The sequence below is a fragment of the Bradyrhizobium diazoefficiens genome, from assembly GCF_016616885.1.
GTDB lineage: Bacteria > Pseudomonadota > Alphaproteobacteria > Rhizobiales > Xanthobacteraceae > Bradyrhizobium > Bradyrhizobium diazoefficiens_F.
The window spans coordinates 4,715,149-4,740,638 of record NZ_CP067102.1; the positions used below are offsets into that span (position 1 = coordinate 4,715,149).

Sequence of the window (25,490 nt, forward strand, 5' to 3'; positions counted from 1 at the left end):
CAACTCAAGCACGCAACGAGGCCGACTGAAAAGCCGGCCTTTTTCGTTGGCCAAATCTGGCACGAATCCGGCGCGCGCGTTCATCGCGCGTTTAGGAAACAAATACCTCGGAACATCAGATGTTCCGGAACAACTCAAATCTCCTTTCGTTGGTGGCGCGGGCAATGACGCGAAGAAACACGTGAGGAGAATACGATGTCGAACCGCTTTATGATTTCGGTTGCTGCACTCGCACTCGTCGCAGGCACCGGTCTGGCGAACGCACAAGGCACGATGAAGAACGAGAGCGGCGGCGCCGGCGCTCAGCCGATGCAGCACTCGCAGTCTTCGGGCGGCGCCGCCGAGCGCGGCGGCTCGATGGGCAAGGAATCCGCTCAGGAGAAGGGCACCGTCGGCCAGGCTGGCGGCTCCAGCACCATGAAGTCCGGCACCTCGGCCGAGGAGAAGTCCTCGGGCGCTGCCAAGGACGAGCGCTCCGGCCGTGAGATGAACAAGAACGCGGCCGAGGAGAAGTCCGGCGCCACCAAGAGCCAGCGCACTGACGAACATGCGCAGGGTCAGCAGGACAAGTCCAAGAGCATGAGCCAAGACACCAAGTCCGGCGCCAAGGACCAGAAGGACATGAAGGCTGAGGGCAGCAAGAGCGGCACCTCGACCAACAATGCCGAGAACCAGAAGGGCACCGAGACGCGCACCAACCAGAATGCCCAGGGCCAGACCGGCACCAGCACCAACCAGAATGCGCAGGGTCAGAGCAGCACCAACACGACGGTCGGCCAGGCCGGCGCCGGAGCCAAGCTCTCGACCGAGCAGCGCACCCAGATCACCTCGGTGATCCGCGAGGAGCACGTGCGTCCGGTGACCAACGTGAACTTCTCGATCTCGGTCGGCACCCGCATCCCGCGTGAGGGCATCGAGCTGCATGCCCTGCCGTCACGGGTCGTGACGATCTATCCGGAGTGGCGGACCTACAAGTACGTCCTCGTCAAGGAAGAGATCGTGATCATCAATCCGGACACCTACGAGATCGTGGCAGTCCTGAACGCCTAAGGCCGGACGACAGCAACCTCGGAGGGCGGGCAGCGATGCCCGCCCCCTTTGCGTTTGGCCGGCAGCCATGCTTCGGACTGGTTAACAAGCAATTTCCGTAGTTTCCGCACAGGTTTTTGCCCACTGGATGAGGTACCTGATGCGGTCCCGGAGGCCCTTCAAGGCTTCCCCTAGGTCACTTTGTTACCTATAACCCCGCCACGCCGAAACACCTTTCCGGGACAGGAATGGCCGAACCAGCAACCGACACGATCCTCGTTCTCAACGGGCCCAACCTCAACATGCTGGGGACGCGCGAGCCCGAGAAATATGGCCACGCGACGCTGGCCGACGTCGAGGCGCTGTGCCAGGAGACGGCCGCGACCTTCGGCCTCAAGGCCGACTGCCGGCAGTCCAATCGCGAAGGCGAGCTGATCGACTTCATCCACGAGGCTCACGCCCGCAAGATGAAGGGCATCATCATCAACGCCGGCGGCTATTCGCACACCTCGATCGCACTGCACGACGCGCTGCTCGCGGTGCAGATCCCGACCGTCGAAGTGCACGTGACCAACATCCACGCCCGCGAGAGTTTCCGCCACCACTCCTACACCGCGCGCGCGGCCTTCGCCTCGCTCTGCGGCTTCGGCATCGAGGGCTACCGCCTCGCCATCCAGGGTCTTGCCGCCAAGGTCGGCATCAAGCCCAAAGCCTGACGCTCCCTCCTCACACAGAATATTCGGATCAAAGAACATGGCGCGCCAGCCAGACGACAAAGCAGCCGCAAAGTTTTCCAGCGAGGATTCCGCGCTCGTCCGCGAGCTTGCTTTGCTGCTCGATGAGACCAGCCTCACCGAGATCGAGATCGAGCGCGCCGGCCTGCGCCTGCGCGTCGCCCGCAACATCAGCGTCGCCGCCACCATGCCCGTTCCGGTCGCGCATGCGGCCCCCGCGCCGGTCGCCGTTGCGGCGGCCGCACCCGCCACTACAGCTGCAGACATGTCGAAGCATCCGGGCGCCGTGACCTCGCCGATGGTCGGCACCGCCTATTGGGCGCCGGAGCCCGGCGCCAAGCCGTTCGTCGAGGTCGGCTCGAAGGTCTCGGTCGGCCAGACTCTGCTGATCATCGAAGCGATGAAGACCATGAACCAGATCCCCTCGACGCGCGCCGGTACGGTGACCCAGATCCTGGTCGAGGACGGCCAGCCGGTCGAGTTCGGCGAGCCGCTGGTGATCATTGAATAACGCGAATGGGGAGTAGCGAATAGCGAATGGTATCATCCTTCCCTACTCGCTATTCGCCACTCGCCATTCGCTGCAGGACACAATGTTCGACAAGATCCTCATAGCCAATCGCGGCGAGATCGCCCTTCGCATCCTGCGAGCCTGCAAGGAGCTCGGGATCGCGACCGTCGCCGTGCACTCCACTGCCGACGCCGACGCCATGCATGTGCGCCTGTCGGACGAGAGCGTCTGCATCGGGCCGCCGCCGTCGAAGGACAGCTATCTCAACGTGCCCGCGCTGCTCGCGGCCTGCGAGATCACCGGCGCGGACGCCGTGCATCCCGGCTACGGCTTCCTGTCTGAGAATGCGCGCTTCGCCGAGATCCTCGGCGAGCACAATCTGCAGTTCATCGGCCCGAAGGCCGAGCATATCCGCCTGATGGGCGACAAGATCGAGGCCAAGAAGACCGCCAAGAAGCTCGGCATCCCCGTGGTGCCCGGCTCGGACGGTGCGGTTGGTCCCAACGATGATGCGATGGCGATCGCCAGGACAATCGGCTTTCCCGTGCTGGTGAAGGCGGCTGCCGGCGGCGGTGGCCGCGGCATGAAGGTCGCGCAGACCGAGGCGGATCTCCAGGTGGCGCTGTCGACGGCGGCGAACGAAGCCAAATCGGCCTTCGGCGACGCCTCCGTCTACCTCGAAAAATACCTCCAGAAGCCGCGCCACATCGAGATCCAGATTCTCGGCGACGGCCGCGGCGGCGCGATCCATCTCGGCGAGCGCGACTGCTCACTGCAGCGCCGTCACCAGAAGGTCTGGGAAGAAGGTCCCTCGCCCGTGCTGGCTGCGGCTGCGCGCGCCAGGATCGGCGAGACCTGTGCCAAGGCGATGCGCGAGATGAAATATCTCGGCGTCGGCACCATCGAGTTCCTGTTCGAGGACGGCGAGTTCTACTTCATCGAGATGAACACGCGCATCCAGGTCGAGCATCCCGTCACCGAGAGCATCACCGACATCGATCTCGTGCTGGAGCAGATCCGCATCGCCGCAGGCGGCGAGCTGCCGGCCAAGCAGAGCGAGATTCAGATCATCGGCCATGCGATCGAGTGCCGCATCAATGCGGAGAACCCGCAGACCTTCCGTCCCTCGCCGGGCCGCATCACGCAGTATCATCCGCCGGGCGGCCTCGGCGTCCGCATCGATTCCGCGGTCTATCAGGGCTACACGATCCCGCCTTATTACGATTCCCTTGTCGGCAAGCTGATCGTCCACGGCAAGACCCGCGCCGAATGCCTGATGCGGCTGCGCCGGGCACTGGACGAGATGGTGGTCGAGGGCATCGAGACCACGCTGCCCCTGTTCCGCGACCTGGTGCGTCAGGACGACATCATCAACGGCGACTACCACATCCACTGGCTGGAGCAGTATCTCGCCGGCAAGCAGGACCCGACTCCGAAATAATTTCGCTCCGGTCATGGAACCCTTTGGCCCCCACCGCGTTCTGGACGGTTGGGAGCTGTTCCAAGGGGGCGCTTTGAACTTCGCCACGCGTAACAAGGCGGGACCGTCGTGACGGCTGGGGAACAGCGGCGGCGCGCATTTTGGCAGATCCTGCTATTTGCGGCAGGACTGGTGGTGCTGACCGTGATCAGCGCCGGCTCCGTCTATCTCGTCAACGAGGCGCGGCAAGACAGCAAATCGATCATCCACACCATCGAGGTGGAGAATCAGATCAACACCCTGTTGCTCGAAGTCCGGCGCGCAGAGAGCAGCGCCCGCGGCTTTCTCTTGACGCAGGGACCGGATTTCCAGTCGGATCACGAGAAGGCCGTCGCAGCAATCATTCCGGCGCTCGACAAGCTCACGCGCCAGATCGGCGACAATCCGGCGCAACGCGAGAGTATCGAGAAGCTGAGTGCGGCGATCGAGACCCGTCTCGGCCAGTTCTCGCGCGAGATGAATTACGTCAAACAGGGTCAGCCCGACATGGCCACGGCGCTCATCCGCGAGGCCGCTGCCGGCGATACCACAACCACGATCAATAACTTCGCCAACGCGATGATCCGCGAAGAGGAACGACTGTTCCGGATCCGCACCTTCAACTCCGACCGCAGCCAGACGCTGGCCGCATCGATGACCGGCATCGGCTCAGGTCTCGTCGTGCTGCTGGCGCTGATCTCGGTCTGGCTGGTGCGGCGCTCTGCCGGCGCCCGCGACGACGCCGAGACCCGCCTGCGCGACGCCAATCTCAATCTGGAGGCCACCGTCGGCGAACGCACGGCAGACCTGCGCGAAGCCAACGACGAGATCCAGCGCTTTGCCTATATCGTCAGCCATGACCTACGCTCGCCGCTGGTCAACATCATGGGCTTCACCAGCGAGCTCGAAGAATTGGGCAAGGACATCTTTCGCCGGATCGGGGGGCTCACAGGCGTGCCGGCCGGCGGCCCGCCGGTCGATGTCGCTGACATCCCGCTCGACGGCCCCGACAAGCAGCTTTCAGCGGATTTTTCCGAAGCGCTCGGCTTCATCAAATCCTCGATCGCCCGGATGGACCGGCTGATCTCGGCAATCCTCAACCTCACCCGCGAGGGTCGGCGCGAGTTCCAGCCCGAGAAGATCGATGCCCGCGATTTCGTTGAGACCATCGTCTCGTCGGTGGCCCATCAGGCGGCCGAAGCGCAGGCCGCGATCCACATCGAACCGCTGCCGAATATCGTCAGCGACCGCCTTGCGCTGGAGCAGATCTTCTCCAATCTGATCGATAATGCGATTAAATATCTGAAGAACGGCGTGCCCGGCGAGATCAGAATTCGCGGGCGCACCAAGCTCGGCTACGCTATCTTCGAAATCAGCGATAACGGCCGCGGCATCGATCCGAAGGATCATCAGCGGATTTTCGACCTGTTTCGCCGTGCGGGAACCCAGGACAAGCCCGGCCAGGGTATCGGTCTTGCCCATGTACGTGCACTTGTGCGCCGCCTCGGCGGCACGATGTCGGTATCGTCGGAACTGAACGCGGGCAGCACCTTCACGATCACGCTGCCCATCAACTGGAACGCCAGCAACCGGAACGCGGACCGATGACACTGCCCGTCACCATCATCATGATCGAGGACGACGAGGGCCACGCCCGGCTGATCGAGCGCAATATCCGCCGCTCCGGCGTCAACAACGAGATCGTGTCGTTCGCCAACGGCACCGAGGCGATGAGGCATTTGTTCGGCGCGGACGGCACCGGCCTGGCGCAGAAGGGCAACGCGCTCCTGATCCTGCTCGACCTCAACCTGCCCGACATGAGCGGCATCGATATCCTGAAGCAGATCAAGGAGAACAAATATCTCAAGGCCTCGCCCGTGGTGGTGCTGACGACCACCGACGACAGCCAGGAGATCAAGCGCTGCTACGAGCTCGGCTGCAACGTCTACATCACCAAGCCCGTCAATTACGAGAATTTCGCCAATGCCATCCGGCAACTGGGCCTGTTCTTCTCGGTCATCCAGGTCCCGCCCGCCGCCACATGACCCAGCGCACGCCAACACTGCTTTACATCGATGACGACGACGCGCTGGCGCGCCTGGTCGATCGCGGCCTGACGCGGCGCGGCTACAAAGTCGTCCATGCCGCGAGCGGCGAGGAAGGCCTCGAGCGCATCCGCAACGCAGGCAGCCAAAGCTCCATCGAAGGCTGCATCGATGTCGTGGCGCTCGATCAATATATGCCAGGCCTCGACGGGCTGGAGACGCTCGAGCAGATCATGGCGATCCCGGACGCTCCGCCGGTGGTGTTCGTCACGGCCTCGCAGGATTCCAGCATCGCCGTCACTGCGCTGAAGGCAGGTGCGGCGGACTATCTGGTCAAGGACGTCAAAGGCGACTTCATCCCGCTGCTGCATGTCGCGGCCGAAGGCGCGCTGCGCCAGGCCGAGCTGCAACGGGCACGCGAGGAAGCCGAGGCCGAGATCCATGCCTCGCGCGACCGCTATGCGGCCTTGGCCGCCGAGCGCGAACTGCTGCTGCGCGAGGTCAATCACCGCGTCGGCAATTCGCTGCAGATCATCGCCTCGCTGTTGCATCTGCAGGCGAGCTCCGCCGCACAGGAGGAGGTCAAGGCCGCGCTGACCAACGCGATGGGCCGCGTCGCCGCCGTCGCCCAGGTGCACCGTCGCCTCTACACCTCGCAGGATCTGAAGAGCGTCGTGCTCAACCAGTATCTGGACTCCCTGCTCGAGGATCTCCGTCGCTCCGCCGAAGGCAACCGGATGTCGCGCCTGACGGTGAAGGCCGAGCCGATCGAGATCGATCCGGACCGCGCGGTCGCCGTCGGCATCATCGTCAACGAGCTGGTGATGAACGCGGTGAAATACGCCTATCCGGATGGCGCCGGCCCCATTCATGTCGAGCTGAGCTCGACCGGAGACGATCTGCTGCTGTCGATCACCGACGATGGCGTCGGCGACAACGTCAAGGCCGATCCGCGCTCCACCGGCATGGGCCAGCGCATCGTCGCGGCGATGGCCGCCAAGCTCGATGCCACCGTCGAGCGCGATCCCAACCATTCCGGAACCCGCATCATCCTGCGGTTCCGCCGCACCCCCGCCGCACCCGGCAATACGAACAGCGCCGTGGCGGGTTGATCTCTCCGCATCCGGAATTGCCCCCATCGCACGTCCATCGCGATCCTGCTATGATCAGGGATTATGACTTCGCGCGACTCCGCCTCGTCTGAAATCACGCCCGCCGTGCTGCTGCGCGCCTATGCCTGCGGCATCTTTCCGATGGCCGAGAGCGCCGACGACCCGACCCTGTTCTGGGTCGAGCCGGAAATGCGCGGGCTGATCCCGCTCGACGGCTTTCGCGTCGCCTCGCGGCTCGCACGCACCGTGCGCTCCGATGCGTTTCGCGTCACCGTCAACACCGCGTTCAAGGCGACGATCGCCGGCTGTGCCGCGCCGCAGGCCGGCCGCGAGGACACCTGGATCAACAAGCGCATCCGCGACCTCTATGGCGGTCTCTACGAGCTCGGCCATTGCCACAGCGTCGAGGCCTGGCAGGGCGACGACCTCGTCGGCGGTCTCTATGGCGTGAGCCTGGGGCGCGCCTTCTTCGGCGAGAGCATGTTTCACACCGTGCGCGACGCCTCGAAGGTCGCGCTGGTGCATCTGGTCGCGCGGCTGATCCACGGCGGCTTCGAGCTGCTCGACACGCAATATGTCACCGAGCATTTGAAGAGCTTTGGTGCGGCCGAGATCTCGCGGCGGCGCTACACCGGCCTGCTCGACAAGGCGCTCGCCGGCGAGCCCGGCGATTTCCTGAGACTGTCTTCGGGGGATTCTATCCCGGGCACGCGCGCGCTCGAGATCATCGCCTCACGGCAATAGGGCCTAGCGGCCAAACCCGGGAATACCGAACAGACCCGGCCGTTGCTCCGGCGGCGGAGGTGGCGGGGCCGCCTGCGGCTGCTGCGGTGGCGGCAAAGGCTGCGGCGGACGCTGCTGCACGGCCTGCTTGGGCGCGGCCTTCTTCTGTGCCGGAGGCGGTGGCGGCGGCGCGGGCTTGGTCGCGGGATCGGGTGCCGCGGTCGCAATGGTCTGCTGCGGCTCTTTGCAGTCGGTGAGCCAGATGTCGTAGATCGGGTGCTCGACGCCGTGCAGGCCGGGGCTTGCGGCATACATCCAGCCGGAGAAGATCCGCTTCACCTCGCCTTGCAGGGTGATCTCGTCGACCTCGACGAAGGCGTCGGTATTTGCGGCTTCCGTGGCAGGCCGCGTATAGCACGCGTCGGTCTTCACCCGCAGCGCGCCGAACTGCACGGTCTCGCCGATATCCTCGTCGAAATTGATGATGCGCCCGGTGATCTTGTCGAGGCCGGAGAAGGTCGCCTTCTTGTTCACGATCTTCTGGGCCGGCGGCTCGGTGACGACCTCGTCGCCCGGCTGGAGGCTCGCAGGCACCTGCGGCACGGCGCCCTGCTGGGGTCCGCCCTTCTGCGGCTGACGTTGGCCTGGGGCAGCTGCGCCCGGCTGGGCAGGCGCGCCCGGCGGTGCCACCGCGACGGCCGGGGGTTGGTTCTGCGGCGCGATGGTGGTGCCCGGCGGCGGCGCCAGCGGCTGGGTCTCGACCGGCCCGGGCATGACGTTCCCAGGAATATTTCCTTGCCGGCCCGGCGGCGGCATCGGGCGCGACGGCAGCACGCGGCCCTGCGGCGGCAGCTCCGGCACCTCTTCGTCGTCTTCGGGGGTCGGCAGCGGTTGCGGCTGTCCGCCACGAGGGATCGTCCCCGGCGGCCGCAGCGGCGGCGGATCGGAGAAGATCGTGCCGATCTGCGCCTGCGCCGGCGTCGCCACCGTCAAAGCGGTAGCGGCCAAAAGCGCCGCAAGACCTGTCAGGGTAATGGTTCGAAACATATCTCGCGCGGCTTCAACAGCGAATCGGGCTTGTTGGACATTCTACAGGGGATACCGCCGCTCGCAGGCCATCCGGTTAACACGGGGAATACGGCGGGGAAAGGGCGGCATTCCTCCCCTGCCCACCGCCGGCGTGACAGGCTGGCGCCCGAATGGGATAGTTGGCGGCCTCCTCCCGCGGCGGAAGCGGGCATTGCTCCCCGAAAATGACGCCCAACGATACCAGAACCCCAAGGGGTCTGGCACCACCATCATCCGAATGTCGTCTGTGCTTCGAACCATCTTCGCCCTTCCCCTTCGCGGCCTGACCTGGCTTGGCAGCCAGGGCACGCGCGCGGTCGCCGCCGTCGTGTTTATCGCGGCCGCAGTGCCGCCACTCGGCGCGCTGCTGCGGCCCTACGTCACCGAGGCGATCCTCGTCCTGCTCTGCATCTCCTTCATGCGGGTGGATCTGGCGGCGCTGTACGGACATCTGCGCCGGCCGGCGCTGGTGGCGACTGCCACCGCCTGGACCACGATCGGCGTGCCCCTGATCGTCGGACTGATCGCGCACGCGACCGGTGTCACCGACCGCGCGCCCGGCCTGGCTCTCGCGCTGATGCTCCAGAGCATGGCCTCGCCGATGATGGCCTCTCCGGCGCTCGCGGCGCTGATGGGCCTCGACGCCACGCTCGTGCTGGTCACGCTGGTGACCGCAACCGCGATCGTGCCGTTCACCGCGTCGCTGTTCGCGAGCCTCTTCCTCGGCGGCATGCTGAGCATCTCGCCGCTCACGCTCGGGCTGAAGCTGCTCGGCATCCTGGCAGCGTCGCTGCTGGCCGCGACCGCCATCCGCCGGATTTTCGGCGCCACTGCGATCCAGCGCCACAAGCAGCCGATCGACGGCTTCAACATCGTCATCCTCTTGATCTTCGCGTCCGCGATTATGGGCGATGTCGTCAGCGATCTGGTGGCGCGGCCGGTGTTCACGATCAGCCTCGCAGCTCTCGCCTTCGCGATCTATTTCACGCTGCTCGCCGTCACGACCTTGCTGTTCCGCCGCATCGGTTACGAGCGCGCGCTGGCGCTCGGGCTGATGGTGTCACAGCGCAATCTCGGCCTGATGCTGGCCGCAACCGCCGGCGCGCTGCCAGCAACGACCTGGCTCTATTTCGCGATGACGCAGTTTCCGATCCATCTTTCGCCGTACCTGCTGACGCCGATCGCGCGGCGGCTGACGTCAAGGACGGACAGGTCCGGCGCGGCGGCTCCGGGCAGCGTAACTTAAAGCCTGCAGCGTCATGGATTGCGCGGTGTCTTTTTCTTGCACTCAGCCAACATCCAGTCGCGGAAGGCTTTCATCGCGTGCGAAGGCCTTTTCGACTTGAGGGACGCGAGCCAATACGATCCGAGATAGACGTGGCTGTCATAGGGACAGACCAGCCGCTTGCGCGAGAGATCGTCCGAAAATAACACGACCGGCAACAACGCGACTCCAGCGCCTTGAGCTGCTGCGTGCGCCAAAGAGACCGAGGAGTCGAATGTCGGACCGGTCATCCGAGGTTGCCGGCATTGCACCACATCGAACCATTGTGCCCACTCGCCCACCCGATAGGACCGCAACAGCACCTCCTCATGGAGATCGGTGGGGGCCTTAAGTCGTTTCGCAACGGCTGGCGCGCACATCGGCGTGAAATGGGCATCGACCAGACGCTCGGCGTTCGTTCCGTGCCACGCGCCGTCGCCAAATCGAATGGCGTAGTCCAGTCCTTCGCCGCCGAGGTCTACGCGATTGTTATTGGCGAAGATCCTGATATCGATGTTCGGATGGCTCGCGGTGAAGCTCCCCAGACGCGGGAGGAGCCAGCCGGACGCGAATGTTCCGACCGCGCCAACGGTCAGCATTTCGCGCATACGACCGTTCTCGAACCGGTCCAGCACCTGGTTGATCTGGCCAAAGGCGTCCGAGATTGCAGGCTGCAATGCCTCGCCTTCTTCCGTAAGCGCGAGCCCGCGGGTCAATCGCCTGAAGAGCTTCACGCGCAGACTATCTTCCAGAATCCGCACCTGCTGGCTCACGGCGGCCTGCGACACGCGAAGTTCCAGCCCGGCCTTGGTGAAGCTGAGATGGCGAGCGGCCGCTTCGAAAGAGCGGAGCGCGTTCAGCGGCAGACTGGAAATATCGGCAGGGCGGCGGGCCACGTCTGATCCAAGTTTTGCTTATGCATGGCCTTACGAACCATCGTTTGTCAATTGCTCGAGCGCGACCCAAAACCTTCCCGCAATTCACGGGAGTTCTCGATGCTTACACGACGTCAATTCGCCTCATCGGCATTTGCGGCCGCAGGAAGTCTCATTCTGCCGAACATTTCGGGTGCTGCACCGAACGGAACAGCACCGCTCATCAAAGCCATTCAACAGCTGGAACTGAAGAGCGGCGGCCGGCTCGGCGTCTCCGTGCTCGACACGACAACGGGTGTTCCGATCCATCACAAGGGAGACGAACGTTTTCCCATGTGCAGCACATTCAAGCTGCTGGCGTCGGCAGCAATCCTCAAGGACGCCGGCGACAAGCTGGACCGCCTTGAGCGGCGCGTTCGTATTGAGCAGGCCGACATTGTCGAGAACTCGCCCGTGACCCGCGAGCATGTCGGTGGAGAAGGAATGTCGCTCCGCGAACTCTGTGATGCAGCCATCACCATGAGTGACAACACGGCCGGCAACGCGCTTCTGAAGAATATTGGTGGTCCCGCCGGGTTGACCAGCTTTGCACGTAGCCTCGGCGACAACATGACACGATTGGATCGGACTGAAACCGAACTGAACGAGGCTACGCCGGGCGACCCCCGCGACACGACAACCCCAAAAGCGATGGCCGCAAATCTGAAACGCTTGTTGCTCGGTGATGCCCTCCTCCCGGAAGGCCGCGATCAACTCGCCAAATGGCTCATCGCGAACAAGACGGGAAACAGTCGTTTGCGCGCTGGCCTGCCGCAAGGCTGGCGTGTCGGCGACAAGACTGGAGCTGGCGAACATGGCACTACCAATGATGTCGCCATCGTATGGCCGCCTGAGCGTGCGCCGATCATAGTCGCAGTCTACCTCACCGGCGCATCACTCGATCCAAATGGACGAAATGATGTGATCGCGTCTGTCGGTCGCGAGGTCGGCAAGGCCTTTGGCTGACAATCGTAGTCCCACCTACCCCGCCCGCGCCGCGCGCCGCAGTGCCTGCGGCGGCTGGCCGAAGGCGCGGATAAAGGCGCGGCGCATGCGCTCGGGATCGCCGAAGCCGGTCGTCTCCGCGACACGCTCGATGGCCTCGCGCGAGGACTGCACGCGCTCGCGGGCAACCTCGATCCGCAGCCGCTCGATCGCCTTCGACGGCGTCGTGCCGGTCTCGGCGGCAAAGGCACGCGCGAAGTGCCGCGCGCTCATGCCGGCGCGATCGGCGAGGTTTTCCACCGTCAACGGCGCGTCGAGATTTTCGCGCGCCCATGATAGCAACGCACCGAAGCGACCGTTCGGCGTCTTCAACTCCAGGAGCGATGAGAACTGCGACTGGCCGCCGCTGCGGCGATGATAGAGCACGAGCTGGCGCGCGGTCTGTTGCGCGATCTCCTCACCATGGTCTTCGGTGACCATCGCCAGCGCGAGGTCGATGCCGGCGCTGATGCCCGCCGATGTCCAGACATTGCCGTCGCGGGTGAAAATCTGGTCAGGCTCGAACTTCACCTTCGGATAGCGCGCGACGAATTCGCGCGTCCGGCCCCAATGCGTGGTGGCGCGGCGGCCGTCGAGCAGCCCTGCCTCGGCAAGCACATAGGCGCCCGAGCAGACGCTGGCGATCCGCACGCCGCGCCTGGCCAGCCGTTGCACGAAGGCGAGTGTAACAGGACAGCGCGCCGCCTCGGTCACGCCAGAGCCTCCGGCCACGACCAGCGTCGTGATCGCATTCGCCGATCTGAAATCGCGCGCCATCATCTCGACGCCGGAGGACGACCGCACGGCGCCTGCGTTCAGCGCCAGCACTCGCAGCGCAAGCGGCTTGTCGCTGGCGCGCGCCGCGATCTCGAACACCGAGATCGGGCCCGCCGCATCGAGCAGCTGGAAGTCGGGGAAGATCAGGATGCCGATCATTGCTCATGTCCTAAAATGAGGGAAATACGCCATTTTGGACAGAAGGGCATCATGCCAGTCTGCCGGCGTCAAGCTTTTCATTGGAGGTTCTCATGTCGGCGCCGCTTCAGATCGGACTTCTGGTGTTTCCGCACGTCACCCAGCTCGACTTCACCGGTCCGTTGCAGGTGTTCTCGTCCGTCCCCGGCGCGACCGTACACTTGATCTGGAAGACGCTTGCTCCGGTACCGAGCGATTCCGTGCTGATGCTGACCCCGACTGTGACATTCGCCGACTGCCCGCAACTGGATGTGATCTGCGTTCCCGGCGGCTTCGGCACCGACGCTCTCCTCAATGACGAGGAGACGCTCGACTTCGTCCGCAGGCAGGCTGCGAGCGCCAAATTCGTCACCTCGGTCTGCACAGGATCGCTGGTGCTGGGCGCGGCCGGACTGTTGAAAGGCTACAATGCCGCCACCCATTGGAGCGCGATGGAGATGCTGGCCCTGTTCGGCGCGACGCCCACGAAGACACGCGTCTGCATCGATCGAAACCGCGTGACCGGCGGCGGCGTCACCGCGGGGATTGATTTCGCATTGAAGCTGGTCTCGCTGCTGGTCGATCGCACCACCGCAGAGGCCATCCAGCTCCGCCTCGAATACAATCCCGCGCCGCCGTTCAATGCCGGCTCGCCGGATACCGCTCCGGCCGAGGTGCTCGCGCTCATGAAGGAGCGGGTCGCGCCATCGCAGGCCCGCCGCCTCGATGCCGCCAAGAGCGCCGCCGCGCGAATAATATAGCTCCGCGCGTCATATCACCGCATGTGTCCCGGACGCGCTGCAGCGTGCAACGCTGCTGCGCAGCGCCGGGACCCAGGAAGCCACAAGGATCGCTGCTCCACAGGCCCCCGCTCTGCACCGCGGCGCGTCTTCAACGCTGCACTGCTGACAAGACGCTGTCAGGAGCCGGTCGCGACAATCAGGATCGCGACAGGCGGTCACTGCCTCTTGCCGGTCGCGTGCGCACAGGAGGACTGACCATGGCGCGATACCGGCTGCACTGTGTCGGAGCTTCGGGCAACTCGTTCAAGGTCGCGCTGTTCCTCAACTGTGCCGGGCTCGACTGGGAACCGGTCGGCATCGACTTCGCCGGCGGCGAGACCCGCGCCCCTGACTGGCGGACCGCAACCAACGTCATGGGCGAAGTCCCCGTCCTCGAGGGCAATGGCCGGTACATGAGCCAGTCAGGTGCAATCCTGATCTGGCTCGCCGAGGCCCACGGCATGTTTGGTCCGACCCGCGAAGAGGCCTTCGAGGCGACGCGCTGGCTGCTGTTCGACAACCACAAATTCACGTCGAGCTTTGCACAGCACCGGTTTCAGCGCTGTTTCATGCCGGAGCCGGCCCATCCGGCGGTGCTCACCTATTTGCGGGCGCGGACCGAGAGCGCCTTCTCGATCGTCGACAGGCACCTCTCCGACCGCCGGTTCATTCTGGGCAACCGGCCGACGATCGTCGATTTCTCGCTGCTCGGCTATTTGTACTATCCGACGGAGGAGACCGGTTTCGATCTCGCCGCGTCCTTCCCGGCCATTGATGCCTGGCGCCGGCGCGTCGCCGAACTGCCGGGCTGGAAGCCGCCCTACGAGATGATGCCGGTCGGCAACTCGCCAACCCTCCATCTCTGAGAAGCGAGCAACGAACAGCGCATCAGATCAAGAAAAAGGCCGCTCGGTTTCCCAAGCGGCCTTTCCTGTCTCACGGCAGCGCACATTCTCATCGGGCGATTTCGGAGCTTCCAGACCGGGGGCCTATCTCCCGATCGAGTCCTTCCTCGGCGGCCGCTGCATTTCGGGACAGTCGCGAACTGTTGCCCGAACCGAACGCGATGGTCTCCCATCTCCGTAAGATGGGTTCATTGAGCCGCATCGCCCGCGCAGGCGCAACCCCCGCGCAAACGGCGTCCCCGCTGTTCCCGTTGTCCACAGCAATGCGAGGCGGATGCCTGTGCATCCATTCCAATGATGGAAGAAGCGCGGCTAGCCGGGCGTCCAGGGCTGGTAGTCGCCGGTCGCCTTCGGCCGCTTGCCGCTGGCGAGGGTCGAGCCTGAGGGCCGGTAGGCCTTCGCCGTGCCGGTCAGATTCGGCTGGTGCGGCTTTTCCCACTCGCGCGGCTGGTAATTGAGCTCGGTCGGCGGCACGTCGACGACGTGATGGATCCAACCATGCCACTCCGGCGGAATGCGGCTCGCTTCGGCGTAACCGTTGTAGATCACCCAGCGCCGCTCGAAGCCCAGCGTCGGGTCGATCTTGCCACCAGCCGTCCGATAGTAGCGGTTGCCCTGTCCGTCCTCACCGACCAGCTCCCCGAACCGGCGGGTCCAGAGTTGCGTGCCAAAGGTCTGGCCGTTCCACCAGGTGAAGAGCTTCAGGAAGAATTGTTTCATGCGGCAAGGGCCCTGCTTCGTCGGGTCCTGATGCCATCCGGACGGCCAAATGTCCAGTTCGCCCAGTGCGGCCGTGCCTTGGCCCAAACGCGGAGACACAGGCACCTCGGGCTGCCGCAAATCGGTCGCGATCCATTCATGCCCGGTACAGCGTTGGCATGAAAATCTGCCCGTTATGCGCAAACCGGCGTGATCCCAGGAACTGCAGCCCTTTCAAGGGATTTGCTTCCGGGAGAGGAGTTTGAACATGAACAGTCTGAGAATTTTGAGTGCAGCCGCAGCGCTGGCACTGGTACTCCCGGTGGCGACGCCGAGCTTCGCCCAGGGCCATGGCGGTGGCGGCCATATCGGCGGCGGTGGTGGCGGCGCGCATTTCGGCGGCGGCGGTGGCGGCGCGCATTTCGGCGGCGGTGGTGGTGGTGCTCACTTCGGCGGCGGCGGTGGTGGTGCTCACTTCGGCGGCGGCGGCGCCCACATGGGCGGTGGCGGCTTCAGCGCCGGCCCCCGGATCGGTGGCGGTGGCGGCAGTTTCGCAGCAGCTGCGCGCCCGAGCGCCGGACCCGCCTTTAGCGGCGGTGGCCGCAACTTCAGCGGCGGTGGCCGCAACTTCGCAGCAGCCGGAGCCACCTGGAATGGCGGCGGCGGCAACTGGCACGGCGGCGGCTGGCACCACCGTCACGGTGGCTTCTGGCCCGGCTTCGCGGCGGGCGCCGCGATCGGCGGGCTCGGCTCTTACGCCTATTACGGCGGCGACTACTACAACGATCCCTACTACGACGACAGCTACTATGACGACAGCGCGACCGTCGCCGTGGTGCCTGACAGTGGCGGCGATTCGTCGGCCTATTGCGCTCAGCGCTACCGGTCCTACGACCCGGCCTCCGGCACGTATCTCGGCTATGACGGCCTGCGCCATCCCTGTCCGTAACACGGCGTGAAGACCAACATTCATGGGCGACGCCGACAATCGGCGCCGCTCATTTGTTTTGGCCGCCTCTCGGCGAATTTCCAGTTTCGGACACGGATTGAGCGACCATGACGGTGTGGTCGTGAAGCCAGAAACCGGCGAACAAGACGGCGAGAACGATGGCATAGACCGCGCATGATCGGCGCGCCCATCGTCGATACGTCCTGCGATCTTCCGCGCTCAGGTCTTGCACATCCTGTCGCGAACGCAGTCCATCAGGCCCGAAGCAGCAGCTATGGATCGCGTGGATTTGTCTCAACCTGTCATTGAAATCCGACGAAATTCACCTGCCACGTGGAACCTGCAGAGGCGCTATGCATTGCGCCATGCATATCTAATTTCGGTCCAATCCAAAATTGACCCGGCGCACGATTCGCCTATATCACCAATCGCTGTGGGGACTTCGATCTACTGGGAAAGGTCATGCCGCGTATTCTCGTGGTCGATGACGATCCGATGGTCGGCGCGACCATCGAGGTCCTCCTCCTGCGACAGGGCTTCGATGTCACGCTGACTGACGGCGGCGAAACAGGGCTTGCTGCGCTCGAAGCGCAGACGTTTGATGTGATGCTGGTTGATATCTTCATGCCGCATATGCGCGGCTTCGAATCCATCCGCATCTTTCACGAGCGTGCGCCGGCGATCCCGTTGATTGCCATGTCGGGTTACGCCTTCGCCTCATCCGCATCGCCCTCCCCGGACTTCCTCCGCATGGCGCTGGAGCTCGGCGCATCGCGCTGCCTGCGCAAGCCATTCACGCCCGAGACGCTGTTGACGACCATCCGGGAATGCCTCGGCGAGAACGCGCCGCCGAAGGACCAGAAAGAGGCCCCTTGATCCCCTCGCAGCGCGTCATTCTCGGTGCTGGACTTGCCATCCTCCTGCTCATCACCGCCGCTTCGATCGGTCTCGACGTCAAGTCGCGGTCGGACGCGGCGTGGGTCAACCACACTGTCGAGGTGCTGAAGAAGATCTCGGATGTGCGCCTGCAGGTCCGCGGCGCCGAGAGCGCGGCGCGCGGCTACGAGATCTTCCGCAGCAACGGCTTTATCGAGGAATTCCAGGCATCCCGGAGCCGGATCGCACCGGCATTGGCCGACCTCAAGCTCGCCCTTCGCGACAATCCGGACCAGATGGCGCTGCTGGAGGCCACGGAGCCTCTCGTCCTCCGCCGCTTCGAGGTCGCAGCCGAAGCGCTGCGGCTGCGCGCAAGCGACGATGCCGACGGCACCAAGGCGCTGCGGGGGCGCGCCGAGGGTCGCGGCCTGATGGAAACTCTCACGGGAAATCTGGAGCGGCTCGCCGGCGGAGAAGAGAAGCTGCTGGCCAGCCGCGAAGCCGACTCCCGCCGGACCGGGATCGTGCTGCTCGGCATCGACGTGATTGGCGCGCTGGTGATCCTGCTGCTCTTCCTGATGTTGATGCGCGAAAGCCGGCGCACCCAGGTCGCGCTCAAGAGCACGCTGCACGAGACCCAGGCCGCCAATGAGGCGCTCGAGGCCGCCGTCGCCGAGCGCACCGAGCACCTCGTCACCGCTCACGACGAGCTGCGCCTGTCGGTCAACGTGCTCCAGAGCACGTTCCGCAGCATGGCGGAGGCGGTGCTGGTGATCGACCCCGAAGGCAACGTGCTGCTGTCCAATCCGGCGGCCGAGCGCATGCTGCTGCATCGGACCGGCATGAACCTGCGCAATCTGCGCGCCCTGTCCGATGTGTTCCACGGCGACGGCGTCACGCGGCTCAAGACAGAAGAGCTGCCGTCGGTGCGCGTGCTGCGCGGCGACGCGTTCGAAAATCTGGAGATGATCGTCCGCCCGCACAGCGGCAACAATACGCGCCATCTGATGATCAGCGGCCGGCCGATGCGCGACGGGCAAGGCAACATCTCCGGCGCCGTGCTGGTCTATCACGACGCGACCTCGTCGCGCGAAACCGAGCGGCAGTTGCATCAGTCGCAGAAGCTCGACTCGATCGGAAAGCTGACCGGCGGCGTCGCGCACGACTTCAACAACATGCTGACCGTGATCTCGGGCAACACCGAGACGCTGGTGGCGAGCCTGAAGGATCAGCCGGAGCTGCAGCGCACGGCGCGCCTGATCGACGAAGCCGCCGAACGCTGCGCCGAGCTGATCCAGCATCTGCTGGCGTTTGCGCGCAAGCAGCCGCTGCAGCCGCGCGACGTCGAGATCAACGCCGCCATCGTCGACATCGCAAAGCTCCTGCGCCCCACCCTGGGCGAGCAGATCCAGATCGAGACCGTGCTCGAGCAGGGGCCGATGACCTCGCACATCGATCCGTCGCGGCTCACCAATGCCGTGCTCAACATGGCGATCAACGCCCGTGACGCCATGCCGAACGGCGGCAAGCTGCTGCTGGAGACTCACCGCGTCGTGCTGGACGAAGCCTATGCGCAGGCCAATGCGGAGGTGCGGCCCGGCCCTTACGTGATGCTCGCGGTCAGCGACACCGGCACCGGCATGCCGCTCAGCGTCCAGGACAAGGCCTTCGAGCCATTCTTCACCACCAAGGAGGTCGGCAAGGGCTCCGGTCTCGGCCTCTCCATGGTCTACGGCTTCGTCAAGCAATCCGGCGGCCACATCAAGATCTACAGCGAGCAAGGCCACGGCACCACGATCAAGCTCTATCTGCCACCGGGCGAAGGCGTGGCGGAAGAGACAGCCGCGATCGCGCCCCAGGCCGAAGGCGGCGCCGAGATCATTTTCGTGGTCGAGGACGACACGCTGGTGCGCAATTTCGTCACCGCCCAGCTCCAGAGCCTCGGCTACAAGACGGTCGCTGCCGCGGACAGCCGTGCCGCGCTGCAGCTGATCGAGGCCGGCCAGGCCTTCGACCTGCTATTCACCGACGTCGTCATCCCCGGCGGCATGAGCGGCCGCGAGCTCGCCGACGAGGTCGCAAAGCGCCGGCCGGGCGTCAAGGTGCTCTACACCTCCGGCTACACCGACAACGCCATCGTCCACCACGGCAAGCTCGACGACGGCGTGATGCTGCTGACAAAACCGTATCGCCGCAACCAGCTCGCGGAGATGATCCGGAAGGCGTTGAATGGCGGGGGGATGGCGGCGGGCTAACGCGTCGCCAGCACCACCGCGGCAAGCGTGAAGATCAGCCCGGCGATCTGGCCCGGCCCGAGCGGCTCGCGCAGCGCCAGCGCTGACGCGACCACGCCGATGACCGGCACGGCCATCGTCCCGATCGCGGCGACGGAGGCCGGCAAACGCGCTAGCGCTGCAAACCAGCTGACATAGGCGATGCAGAACTGCACCACGGTCGAATAGACCAGCAGCCACCAGCCGACCGGCGTCACCTTGTCCAGATGCGAGGTCTCGATCAGGAGGCCGACGATCGAGATGGGCAGGCAGCCGATCCCGATCTGCCAGGCGGCAGCGGTGATCGGCGGCAGGTGGATCGGGTACTTCTTGGAGAATACCGTGCCGACGGCAAAGCCGATCGCGCCGCACAGCGCCATGATGATTCCCGGCAGCTTCTCTGCGCTGGCGGCAATGCCGTTGCCGCCCATGATCGAGGCGAGCCCGGCAAAGGCCATCACCAGCCCGAGCGTGCGCAGCACCGTCGGCCGCTCGCCGAGCACGGGCCAGGCGATCAGCGAGGCCCAGACCGGCATGGTGTAGGCGATCAGCGCCGCCTCGCTCGCCGGCAGCCAGAGCAGCGCCAGCCCCATCAGCACCATCCAGCCGGTGACGTTGAGGATTGCGGCGGTCGCCAGCCGCGGCCAGATCCCGGGCGCGACCTTCAGGCTGTCGCCGCGGACCAGCGCAAGTGCTGCCAGCAGCACGGCGCCGAGCACGCCGGTCACCCCGCGAAGGGTGAGCGGCGGCAATTCGCCGAGCAGGAATTTCGTGACCGGCCAGTTGAAACCCCAGCCGATCGAGGTGATCGCGAGGAACATCAGCCCGGCCGGGGCGATGCGCGGCCGCGCATCCCGACGAGTCGAATCAAGCATGGGGGTAGTCCGGCAAAATCGAGGTCAGCTTGGCGCGGATTCGCAGGCGCGACCACCACCCCGGCGGGCATGCCTGCCCCCTTCTTCCGTACCCCTACGTGAGTCCCGTTTGCGCAACCCCGTTGCCCAAAAATATACCTGCCCTGTGAAGAGCGGGAGGAAGGCTCCGGATGGTCACGGCATGCAAATTTTTTCGGTTGGGAATCCCTGAGGACTCACTGATACTTGGCTCAACAACAGGTGAGGGCTTGCCCCCTGTTATCCCCCGCAATCCACCATATTTAGTATTTGATTCAGGAACTCGCACTAGTTCTTGACGGGCGCAACGGAGAGTCCTAGCTTTCGGTCCGTTCGGCGCGAGTGTGTTTGCGTCCCGCCGGCACTCCCCCAAAGGGTCCGCATAACTGCACTCCGCCAAGCCAGACGAAGGCAGCGGGATGAGGGCTTGTCTGCCCTCGGAAAGCGGATTTTTCGGGCGCCAGAACGGGCCGGCAACAGGCTCGGAAGGCATGAGTAGACGTTGTGACGGTGTGGGGCGTTTGAACGCATGTCGGGCTCATCGCTTTGGGGCGGATGGGCCTGGACATGCCGGCGGATGATCGGTGCGCGCATCGAGGAATCGCGTCGGGAGAAACTGGGCCGGATCCACCGGCTGAACTGCGGTGCCTTTGGGCCGATCGGGCCTGGGTGGAAACGCGAAACGAAATGTCGACCGGGACGCCTGAACGGAGGCGCTTCGGTCAAAGAATAGGACGGGGCAAGACCATGCGGATTGAGCGGCGCCACACCACTTCGGGACAGTCACCTTACGCCGGGATCGATTTCCGGCTGACCACGTCGGAGATCAGGAATCCCGACGGCTCGGTCGTGTTCAAAATGGACGGCGTCGAGGTCCCGACCGAATGGTCGCAGGTCGCCTCCGACGTGCTCGCCCAGAAGTATTTCCGCAAAGCCGGCGTCGCCGCGCGCCTGAAGAAGGTCGAGGAAGAGTCCGTCCCCTCCTTCCTGTGGCGCTCCGTGCCCGACACCGAGGCGCTAAGCCTCCTGCCCGAGAAGGAGCGCTATGTCAGCGAGCTCTCATCCAAGCAGGTGTTCGACCGGTTGGCCGGCTGCTGGACCTATTGGGGCTGGAAGGGCGGCTACTTCACGTCCGACGAAGACGCCCAGACCTTCTATGACGAGCTCCGCTACATGCTCGCCATGCAGATGGTCGCGCCGAACTCGCCGCAATGGTTCAACACCGGTCTGCATTGGGCCTATGGCATCGACGGCCCCGGCCAGGGCCACTATTACGTCGACCCCTTCACCGGCAAGCTGACCAAGTCCAAGTCGGCCTACGAGCATCCGCAGCCGCACGCCTGCTTCATCCAGGGCGTCGGTGACGACCTCGTCAACGAAGGCGGCATCATGGACCTCTGGGTCCGCGAAGCCCGCCTGTTCAAGTACGGCTCCGGCACCGGCTCCAACTTCTCCCGCCTGCGCGGCGAAGGCGAAAAGCTCTCCGGCGGCGGCCGCTCGTCCGGCCTGATGAGCTTTCTCAAGATCGGCGACCGCGCTGCCGGCGCGATCAAGTCGGGCGGCACCACGCGCCGCGCCGCCAAGATGGTCGTCGTCGACGTCGATCACCCCGATATCGAGACCTATATCGACTGGAAGGTGAAGGAGGAGCAGAAGGTCGCCGCTCTCGTCACCGGATCCAAGATCAACCAGAAGCACCTCAAGCTGGTGCTGAAGGCCTGCGTGAATTGCGAAGGCTCGGGCGATGATTGCTTCGACCCCGAGAAGAACCCAGCGCTCCGCCGGGAAATCAAGCTGGCTCGCCGTAGCTTGGTCCCCGACAACTACATCAAGCGGGTCATCCAATTTGCAAAACAGGGCTACAAGGACATCCAGTTCGACGTCTACGACACCGACTGGGATTCGGAAGCCTACCTCACCGTCTCCGGCCAGAACTCCAACAATTCGGTCTCGCTGAAGGACGACTTCCTCCGCGCCGTGGAAACCGATGGCGACTGGAATCTGAACGCCCGCACCTCCAAGAAGGTGACGAAGACGCTGAAGGCGCGCGACCTCTGGGAGAAAATCGGCTACGCCGCCTGGGCGTCGGCCGACCCGGGCCTGCACTTCAACACCACGATGAACGATTGGCACACCTGCAAGGCATCCGGCGACATCCGCGCGTCCAATCCGTGCTCGGAATACATGTTCCTGGACGACACGGCGTGCAACCTGGCGTCCGCCAACCTGCTGACGTTCTACAACACCACGACCAAGCAGTTCGACACCGCCGGCTATGAGCACCTCTGCCAGCTCTGGACCATCGTGCTCGAAATCTCCGTCATGATGGCGCAGTTCCCGTCCCGCGCGATCGCCGAGCTCTCCTACGAGTTCCGCACGCTCGGCCTCGGCTACGCCAATATCGGCGGCCTCTTGATGACGATGGGTCTCTCTTATGACTCGAAGGAAGGCCGTGCGCTCTGCGGCGCGCTGACCGCCGTGATGACCGGCATCACTTACAAGACCTCGGCGGAGATGGCGGCCGAGCTCGGCACCTTCCCCGGCTACAAGAAGAACGCCGCGCACATGCTGCGCGTCATCCGCAACCACCGCCGCGCCGCCCACGGCCAGTCCAATGGCTACGAGGCGCTCAGCGTCAACCCGGTGCCGCTCGACCTCGTCTCCTGCCCGCAAGGAGACATCGTCACGCGTGCCCAGGCGGCCTGGGATGCGGCGCTCGAGCTCGGCGAGAAGCACGGCTATCGCAACGCCCAGACCACGGTGATCGCGCCGACCGGCACGATCGGCCTCGTCATGGATTGCGACACCACCGGCATCGAGCCCGACTTCGCGCTGGTCAAATTCAAGAAGCTCGCCGGCGGCGGCTACTTCAAGATCATCAACCGCGCGGTCCCCGCGGCGCTGCGCGCGCTCGGCTATCGCGAGAGCGAGATCGCGGAGATCGAGGCCTACGCCGTCGGCCACGGCTCGCTGTCCAACGCGCCGGGCATCAACGCCTCGACGCTGAAGGCCAAGGGCTTTACCGATGAGGCCATTGCCAAGGTCGAGAAAGCCCTGCCGACCGCCTTCGACATCAAGTTCGCCTTCAACAGGTGGACCTTTGGCGAGGACTTTATCCGCGACCAGTTGGGCATCGGTGCCGAAGCGATCGCCGCCCCCGGCTTCGACCTGCTCCAGGCCGTGGGCTTCACCAAGCGCGAGATCGAGGCGGCCAACGTCCACATCTGCGGCGCGATGACGGTGGAAGGGGCCCCGCATCTGAAGGCGGAACATTACTCCGTGTTCGACTGCGCCAATCCCTGCGGCAAAATTGGAAAACGCTATCTGTCGGTCGAGAGCCACATCCGCATGATGGCGGCGGCCCAGCCCTTTATCTCGGGTGCGATCTCCAAGACCATCAACATGCCGAACGACGCAACTGTAGAGGACTGCAAGTCCGCCTACATGCTGTCGTGGAAGCTGGCGCTGAAGGCCAACGCGCTCTATCGCGACGGCTCCAAGCTCAGCCAGCCGCTCAACTCGCAGCTCATCAGCGATGACGACGACGAGGAGGATGCGGTCGAGGCGCTCTACGAGAAGCCGATGGCCGCGCGTGCCACCCAGGTCTCGGAGAAGATCGTCGAGAAGCTGGTCGAGCGCATCATCGTGATGCGCGAGCGCGAGAAGATGCCGGATCGCCGCAAGGGCTACACCCAGAAGGCGGTCGTCGGCGGCCACAAGGTCTATCTCCGTACCGGCGAATATGACGACGGCCGTCTCGGCGAGATCTTCATCGACATGCACAAGGAAGGTGCGGCGCTGCGCTCCTTCATCAACAACTTCGCCATCGCGGTGTCGCTGGGCCTCCAGTACGGCGTGCCGCTCGACGAATATGTCGATGCCTTCACCTTCACCCGCTTCGAGCCGGCGGGCCCGGTGCAGGGCAACGACAGCATCAAATACGCGACCTCGATCCTCGACTATGTCTTCCGCGAGCTGGCGGTGAGCTACATGTCGCGCTTCGATCTCGCCCATGTCGATCCGACCGAGTCGAACTTCGACGCGCTCGGCAAGGGCGTCGAGGAGGGCAAGGAGCCGGAGGAGCCGAACCACCAGGCGACCAGGCTGGTCTCGCGCGGCCTCACCCGCTCCCGCACCGACAACCTCGTGGTGATGCGCGGCGGCTCGGCCGCGGTCGTCTCCGGCAGCGACAACGCGCCTGCCGGCGGCAGCCGCGTCACCTCGCTCGCCTCGCACGGCGCCACCGCCCGCGGCGCCGGCGACGCGCTGGAAGGCGCGGTCGCGCTGAAGCAGGAAGCGAGCCACGACCTCTCGCCCACCGAGAAGCTGGAAGCCCTCCAGTGGAGCAAGGCCGGCAGCGCCGCAACGGTCGCCGCCCCCAGCAAGGCCGAGCGCCGCGCGGAAGCGAAAGCAAAAGGCTACGAAGGCGAGATGTGCAGCGAGTGCGGCAACTTCACGCTGGTGCGGAATGGCACCTGCATGAAGTGCGATACTTGCGGCAGCACGACGGGGTGTTCGTGAGGGGTAGAGCGCGAGACGATAGTTTGGCTTGGGCGGCATGGCCCAGCCATCTGCGAAGGGCGGCCCAAAAGGCCGCCCTTTCTGTTGCAATATCCACGAGAGGAATCCGCTTCCCTCGACGCCTCGCTATTGTTTCACAAGTTGAAAAGGTTGGATCATTTTTCGAAGTCGGCCAGGAGCTGGGTTTACGCCGCGTGACAGCCCTGTCCATCAAAACATCCAAAGTAGGAAGTGAAGAAGTGCCAGTAGCCGAGATTGAAGTTGCCGGGCACGTGCTCGACTTCGGCGTTGGCAGCAAAGTTACTGCAATCCATAGCAAGAAGGCATTGATTCCTGCTTTCGCAAGAACCATGAAGGACGCCAATTGTTCGATGTTTGATTTCACATACCAACCGAACAATTTCTCGTTTGTCGCCATCAGCGTTGATCACGTCAACGTCCCTGCGCAGGAGATCACTTTGGTGATTTGCTTAGCAAGCTATAGAAAATAATTCGGGGCCTGCTAACTCAAGCAACCCGTAGGATGGGTAGAGCGTTTGCGAAACCCATCATTCCGCGACGGCTATTGATGAACTCCGCTCTGCCATCCTACACGCTTCCTCGTACATTGGAGCTTGCAGCCCGTAGGATGGGTTGAGCCCGTGCGAAACCCATCCTACGCGCCGCTGGCCCTCGATATGGTCGATGACGCGGATCATCGTCAGCATCGACTCGGTTTGTTGGCTCCATCTGCGTGAGGTCCCTGCAAGCGTGGCCCGGATGTCGCCCGCGCTCCATCCGGGCCACTCGCTCCTC

22 protein-coding genes and 1 pseudogene are annotated in these 25,490 nt (G+C 64.5%); 18 read left to right on the top strand and 5 right to left on the bottom strand.

Translation table 11 applies throughout. The features are described from left to right. Positions 1 to 195 precede the first annotated feature (195 nt). The 8 genes from JJC00_RS22035 to aat all read left to right on the top strand — a co-directional run bounded on the left by JJC00_RS22035 (position 196) and on the right by aat (position 7,634). Complete coding sequence (locus JJC00_RS22035) at positions 196 to 1,050, top strand: DUF1236 domain-containing protein (RefSeq protein ID WP_200468045.1); 855 nt, start codon at positions 196 to 198, stop codon at positions 1,048 to 1,050. A 227-nt stretch (positions 1,051 to 1,277) separates the two neighbouring features. Further along, complete coding sequence (aroQ, locus tag JJC00_RS22040; RefSeq protein WP_200468046.1) at positions 1,278 to 1,745, top strand: type II 3-dehydroquinate dehydratase; 468 nt, start codon at positions 1,278 to 1,280, stop codon at positions 1,743 to 1,745. Between the two features lie 37 nt (positions 1,746 to 1,782). Then, on the top strand, positions 1,783 to 2,274 hold the full coding sequence (gene accB, locus JJC00_RS22045; protein ID WP_200468047.1) for an acetyl-CoA carboxylase biotin carboxyl carrier protein: 492 nt from the start codon (positions 1,783 to 1,785) through the stop codon (positions 2,272 to 2,274). Positions 2,275 to 2,356: 82 nt separating this feature from the next. Continuing rightward, the gene (gene accC, locus JJC00_RS22050) at positions 2,357 to 3,715 is read left to right on the top strand and encodes an acetyl-CoA carboxylase biotin carboxylase subunit (RefSeq protein WP_200468048.1); all 1,359 of its coding nucleotides are present in this window, start codon (positions 2,357 to 2,359) and stop codon (positions 3,713 to 3,715) included. A 108-nt stretch (positions 3,716 to 3,823) separates the two neighbouring features. Continuing rightward, a complete protein-coding gene (locus JJC00_RS22055) occupies positions 3,824 to 5,341 on the top strand; it encodes a sensor histidine kinase (protein WP_200468049.1) in 1,518 nt (505 codons plus the stop codon). After that, entirely contained in the window at positions 5,338 to 5,778 is a 441-nt protein-coding gene (locus tag JJC00_RS22060; RefSeq protein ID WP_200468050.1) for a response regulator, read from the top strand. Before JJC00_RS22055 ends, JJC00_RS22060 begins: the two co-directional genes overlap by 4 nt. Further along, a complete protein-coding gene (locus tag JJC00_RS22065) occupies positions 5,775 to 6,890 on the top strand; it encodes a sensor histidine kinase (protein WP_200468051.1) in 1,116 nt (371 codons plus the stop codon). Before JJC00_RS22060 ends, JJC00_RS22065 begins: the two co-directional genes overlap by 4 nt. A gap of 63 nt (positions 6,891 to 6,953) precedes the next feature. Then, a complete protein-coding gene (aat, locus tag JJC00_RS22070) occupies positions 6,954 to 7,634 on the top strand; it encodes a leucyl/phenylalanyl-tRNA--protein transferase (protein ID WP_200468052.1) in 681 nt (226 codons plus the stop codon). Positions 7,635 to 7,637: 3 nt separating this feature from the next. Here aat and JJC00_RS22075 read toward each other — a convergent pair. After that, positions 7,638 to 8,701, bottom strand: a pseudogene (locus tag JJC00_RS22075) (DUF2155 domain-containing protein). 218 nt (positions 8,702 to 8,919) lie between these two features. Here JJC00_RS22075 and JJC00_RS22080 point away from each other — a divergent pair. Beyond that, the gene (locus JJC00_RS22080; RefSeq protein ID WP_200468054.1) at positions 8,920 to 9,927 is read left to right on the top strand and encodes a Na+-dependent transporter; all 1,008 of its coding nucleotides are present in this window, start codon (positions 8,920 to 8,922) and stop codon (positions 9,925 to 9,927) included. Between the two features lie 11 nt (positions 9,928 to 9,938). On the opposite strand, the gene JJC00_RS22085 is transcribed toward JJC00_RS22080, so the two are convergent. Continuing rightward, positions 9,939 to 10,841, bottom strand: coding sequence for a LysR family transcriptional regulator (locus JJC00_RS22085; protein ID WP_283816635.1), 903 nt, complete (start codon positions 10,839 to 10,841; stop codon positions 9,939 to 9,941). A 99-nt stretch (positions 10,842 to 10,940) separates the two neighbouring features. Between JJC00_RS22085 and bla the strand changes: the two genes are divergently transcribed. Next, positions 10,941 to 11,825 carry a class A beta-lactamase gene (bla, locus tag JJC00_RS22090; protein ID WP_200468055.1) on the top strand — a complete coding sequence of 295 codons (885 nt, stop codon included), beginning with the start codon at positions 10,941 to 10,943 and terminating at the stop codon, positions 11,823 to 11,825. 15 nt (positions 11,826 to 11,840) lie between these two features. On the opposite strand, the gene JJC00_RS22095 is transcribed toward bla, so the two are convergent. Further along, complete coding sequence (locus tag JJC00_RS22095) at positions 11,841 to 12,779, bottom strand: GlxA family transcriptional regulator (protein WP_200468056.1); 939 nt, start codon at positions 12,777 to 12,779, stop codon at positions 11,841 to 11,843. Between the two features lie 92 nt (positions 12,780 to 12,871). Between JJC00_RS22095 and JJC00_RS22100 the strand changes: the two genes are divergently transcribed. Beyond that, a complete protein-coding gene (locus JJC00_RS22100) occupies positions 12,872 to 13,558 on the top strand; it encodes a DJ-1/PfpI family protein (protein WP_200468057.1) in 687 nt (228 codons plus the stop codon). Between the two features lie 239 nt (positions 13,559 to 13,797). Next, complete coding sequence (locus tag JJC00_RS22105; RefSeq protein ID WP_200468058.1) at positions 13,798 to 14,445, top strand: glutathione S-transferase family protein; 648 nt, start codon at positions 13,798 to 13,800, stop codon at positions 14,443 to 14,445. A gap of 351 nt (positions 14,446 to 14,796) precedes the next feature. Here JJC00_RS22105 and JJC00_RS22110 read toward each other — a convergent pair whose 3' ends face one another. Beyond that, positions 14,797 to 15,204, bottom strand: a complete 408-nt coding sequence (locus JJC00_RS22110; protein WP_200468059.1) for an NADH:ubiquinone oxidoreductase subunit NDUFA12 — start codon at positions 15,202 to 15,204, stop codon at positions 14,797 to 14,799. A gap of 247 nt (positions 15,205 to 15,451) precedes the next feature. On the opposite strand from JJC00_RS22110, the gene JJC00_RS22115 reads away from it, so the two are divergent. The 4 genes from JJC00_RS22115 (at position 15,452) to JJC00_RS22130 (ending at position 19,263) form a co-directional block, all read left to right on the top strand. Next, positions 15,452 to 16,132 (top strand): BA14K family protein, encoded by a 681-nt coding sequence (locus JJC00_RS22115; RefSeq protein WP_200468060.1) that lies wholly within the window; start codon positions 15,452 to 15,454, stop codon positions 16,130 to 16,132. Between the two features lie 22 nt (positions 16,133 to 16,154). Further along, on the top strand, positions 16,155 to 16,310 hold the full coding sequence (locus JJC00_RS22120) for a hypothetical protein (protein WP_200468061.1): 156 nt from the start codon (positions 16,155 to 16,157) through the stop codon (positions 16,308 to 16,310). Between the two features lie 284 nt (positions 16,311 to 16,594). Then, positions 16,595 to 17,008, top strand: a complete 414-nt coding sequence (locus JJC00_RS22125; protein ID WP_200468062.1) for a response regulator — start codon at positions 16,595 to 16,597, stop codon at positions 17,006 to 17,008. Beyond that, complete coding sequence (locus JJC00_RS22130) at positions 17,005 to 19,263, top strand: CHASE3 domain-containing protein (protein ID WP_200468063.1); 2,259 nt, start codon at positions 17,005 to 17,007, stop codon at positions 19,261 to 19,263. The genes JJC00_RS22125 and JJC00_RS22130 overlap by 4 nt, the downstream gene beginning before the upstream one ends. Here JJC00_RS22130 and JJC00_RS22135 read toward each other — a convergent pair. Next, positions 19,260 to 20,156 carry a DMT family transporter gene (locus JJC00_RS22135; protein ID WP_200468064.1) on the bottom strand — a complete coding sequence of 299 codons (897 nt, stop codon included), beginning with the start codon at positions 20,154 to 20,156 and terminating at the stop codon, positions 19,260 to 19,262. The two genes, JJC00_RS22130 and JJC00_RS22135, sit on opposite strands and share 4 nt — an antisense overlap. A gap of 765 nt (positions 20,157 to 20,921) precedes the next feature. Here JJC00_RS22135 and JJC00_RS22140 point away from each other — a divergent pair. Continuing rightward, entirely contained in the window at positions 20,922 to 24,695 is a 3,774-nt protein-coding gene (locus JJC00_RS22140; protein WP_200468065.1) for a vitamin B12-dependent ribonucleotide reductase, read from the top strand. 23 nt (positions 24,696 to 24,718) lie between these two features. Further along, a complete protein-coding gene (locus tag JJC00_RS22145) occupies positions 24,719 to 25,186 on the top strand; it encodes a hypothetical protein (RefSeq protein ID WP_200468066.1) in 468 nt (155 codons plus the stop codon). Positions 25,187 to 25,490 lie beyond the last annotated feature (304 nt).

Excerpts from the sequence above, each read along its gene's own strand:
- JJC00_RS22035 (WP_200468045.1), top strand. The coding sequence starts at position 196 with ATGTCGAACCGCTTTATGATTTCGGTTGCTGCACTCGCACTCGTCGCA.
- aroQ (WP_200468046.1), top strand. The coding sequence starts at position 1,278 with ATGGCCGAACCAGCAACCGACACGATCCTCGTTCTCAACGGGCCCAAC.
- accB (WP_200468047.1), top strand. The coding sequence starts at position 1,783 with ATGGCGCGCCAGCCAGACGACAAAGCAGCCGCAAAGTTTTCCAGCGAG.
- accC (WP_200468048.1), top strand. The coding sequence starts at position 2,357 with ATGTTCGACAAGATCCTCATAGCCAATCGCGGCGAGATCGCCCTTCGC.
- JJC00_RS22060 (WP_200468050.1), top strand. The coding sequence starts at position 5,338 with ATGACACTGCCCGTCACCATCATCATGATCGAGGACGACGAGGGCCAC.
- JJC00_RS22065 (WP_200468051.1), top strand. The coding sequence starts at position 5,775 with ATGACCCAGCGCACGCCAACACTGCTTTACATCGATGACGACGACGCG.
- aat (WP_200468052.1), top strand. The coding sequence starts at position 6,954 with ATGACTTCGCGCGACTCCGCCTCGTCTGAAATCACGCCCGCCGTGCTG.
- JJC00_RS22080 (WP_200468054.1), top strand. The coding sequence starts at position 8,920 with ATGTCGTCTGTGCTTCGAACCATCTTCGCCCTTCCCCTTCGCGGCCTG.
- bla (WP_200468055.1), top strand. The coding sequence starts at position 10,941 with ATGCTTACACGACGTCAATTCGCCTCATCGGCATTTGCGGCCGCAGGA.
- JJC00_RS22095 (WP_200468056.1), bottom strand. The coding sequence starts at position 12,779 with ATGATCGGCATCCTGATCTTCCCCGACTTCCAGCTGCTCGATGCGGCG.
- JJC00_RS22100 (WP_200468057.1), top strand. The coding sequence starts at position 12,872 with ATGTCGGCGCCGCTTCAGATCGGACTTCTGGTGTTTCCGCACGTCACC.
- JJC00_RS22105 (WP_200468058.1), top strand. The coding sequence starts at position 13,798 with ATGGCGCGATACCGGCTGCACTGTGTCGGAGCTTCGGGCAACTCGTTC.
- JJC00_RS22110 (WP_200468059.1), bottom strand. The coding sequence starts at position 15,204 with ATGAAACAATTCTTCCTGAAGCTCTTCACCTGGTGGAACGGCCAGACC.
- JJC00_RS22115 (WP_200468060.1), top strand. The coding sequence starts at position 15,452 with ATGAACAGTCTGAGAATTTTGAGTGCAGCCGCAGCGCTGGCACTGGTA.
- JJC00_RS22120 (WP_200468061.1), top strand. The coding sequence starts at position 16,155 with ATGGGCGACGCCGACAATCGGCGCCGCTCATTTGTTTTGGCCGCCTCT.
- JJC00_RS22125 (WP_200468062.1), top strand. The coding sequence starts at position 16,595 with ATGCCGCGTATTCTCGTGGTCGATGACGATCCGATGGTCGGCGCGACC.
- JJC00_RS22135 (WP_200468064.1), bottom strand. The coding sequence starts at position 20,156 with ATGCTTGATTCGACTCGTCGGGATGCGCGGCCGCGCATCGCCCCGGCC.
- JJC00_RS22140 (WP_200468065.1), top strand. The coding sequence starts at position 20,922 with ATGCGGATTGAGCGGCGCCACACCACTTCGGGACAGTCACCTTACGCC.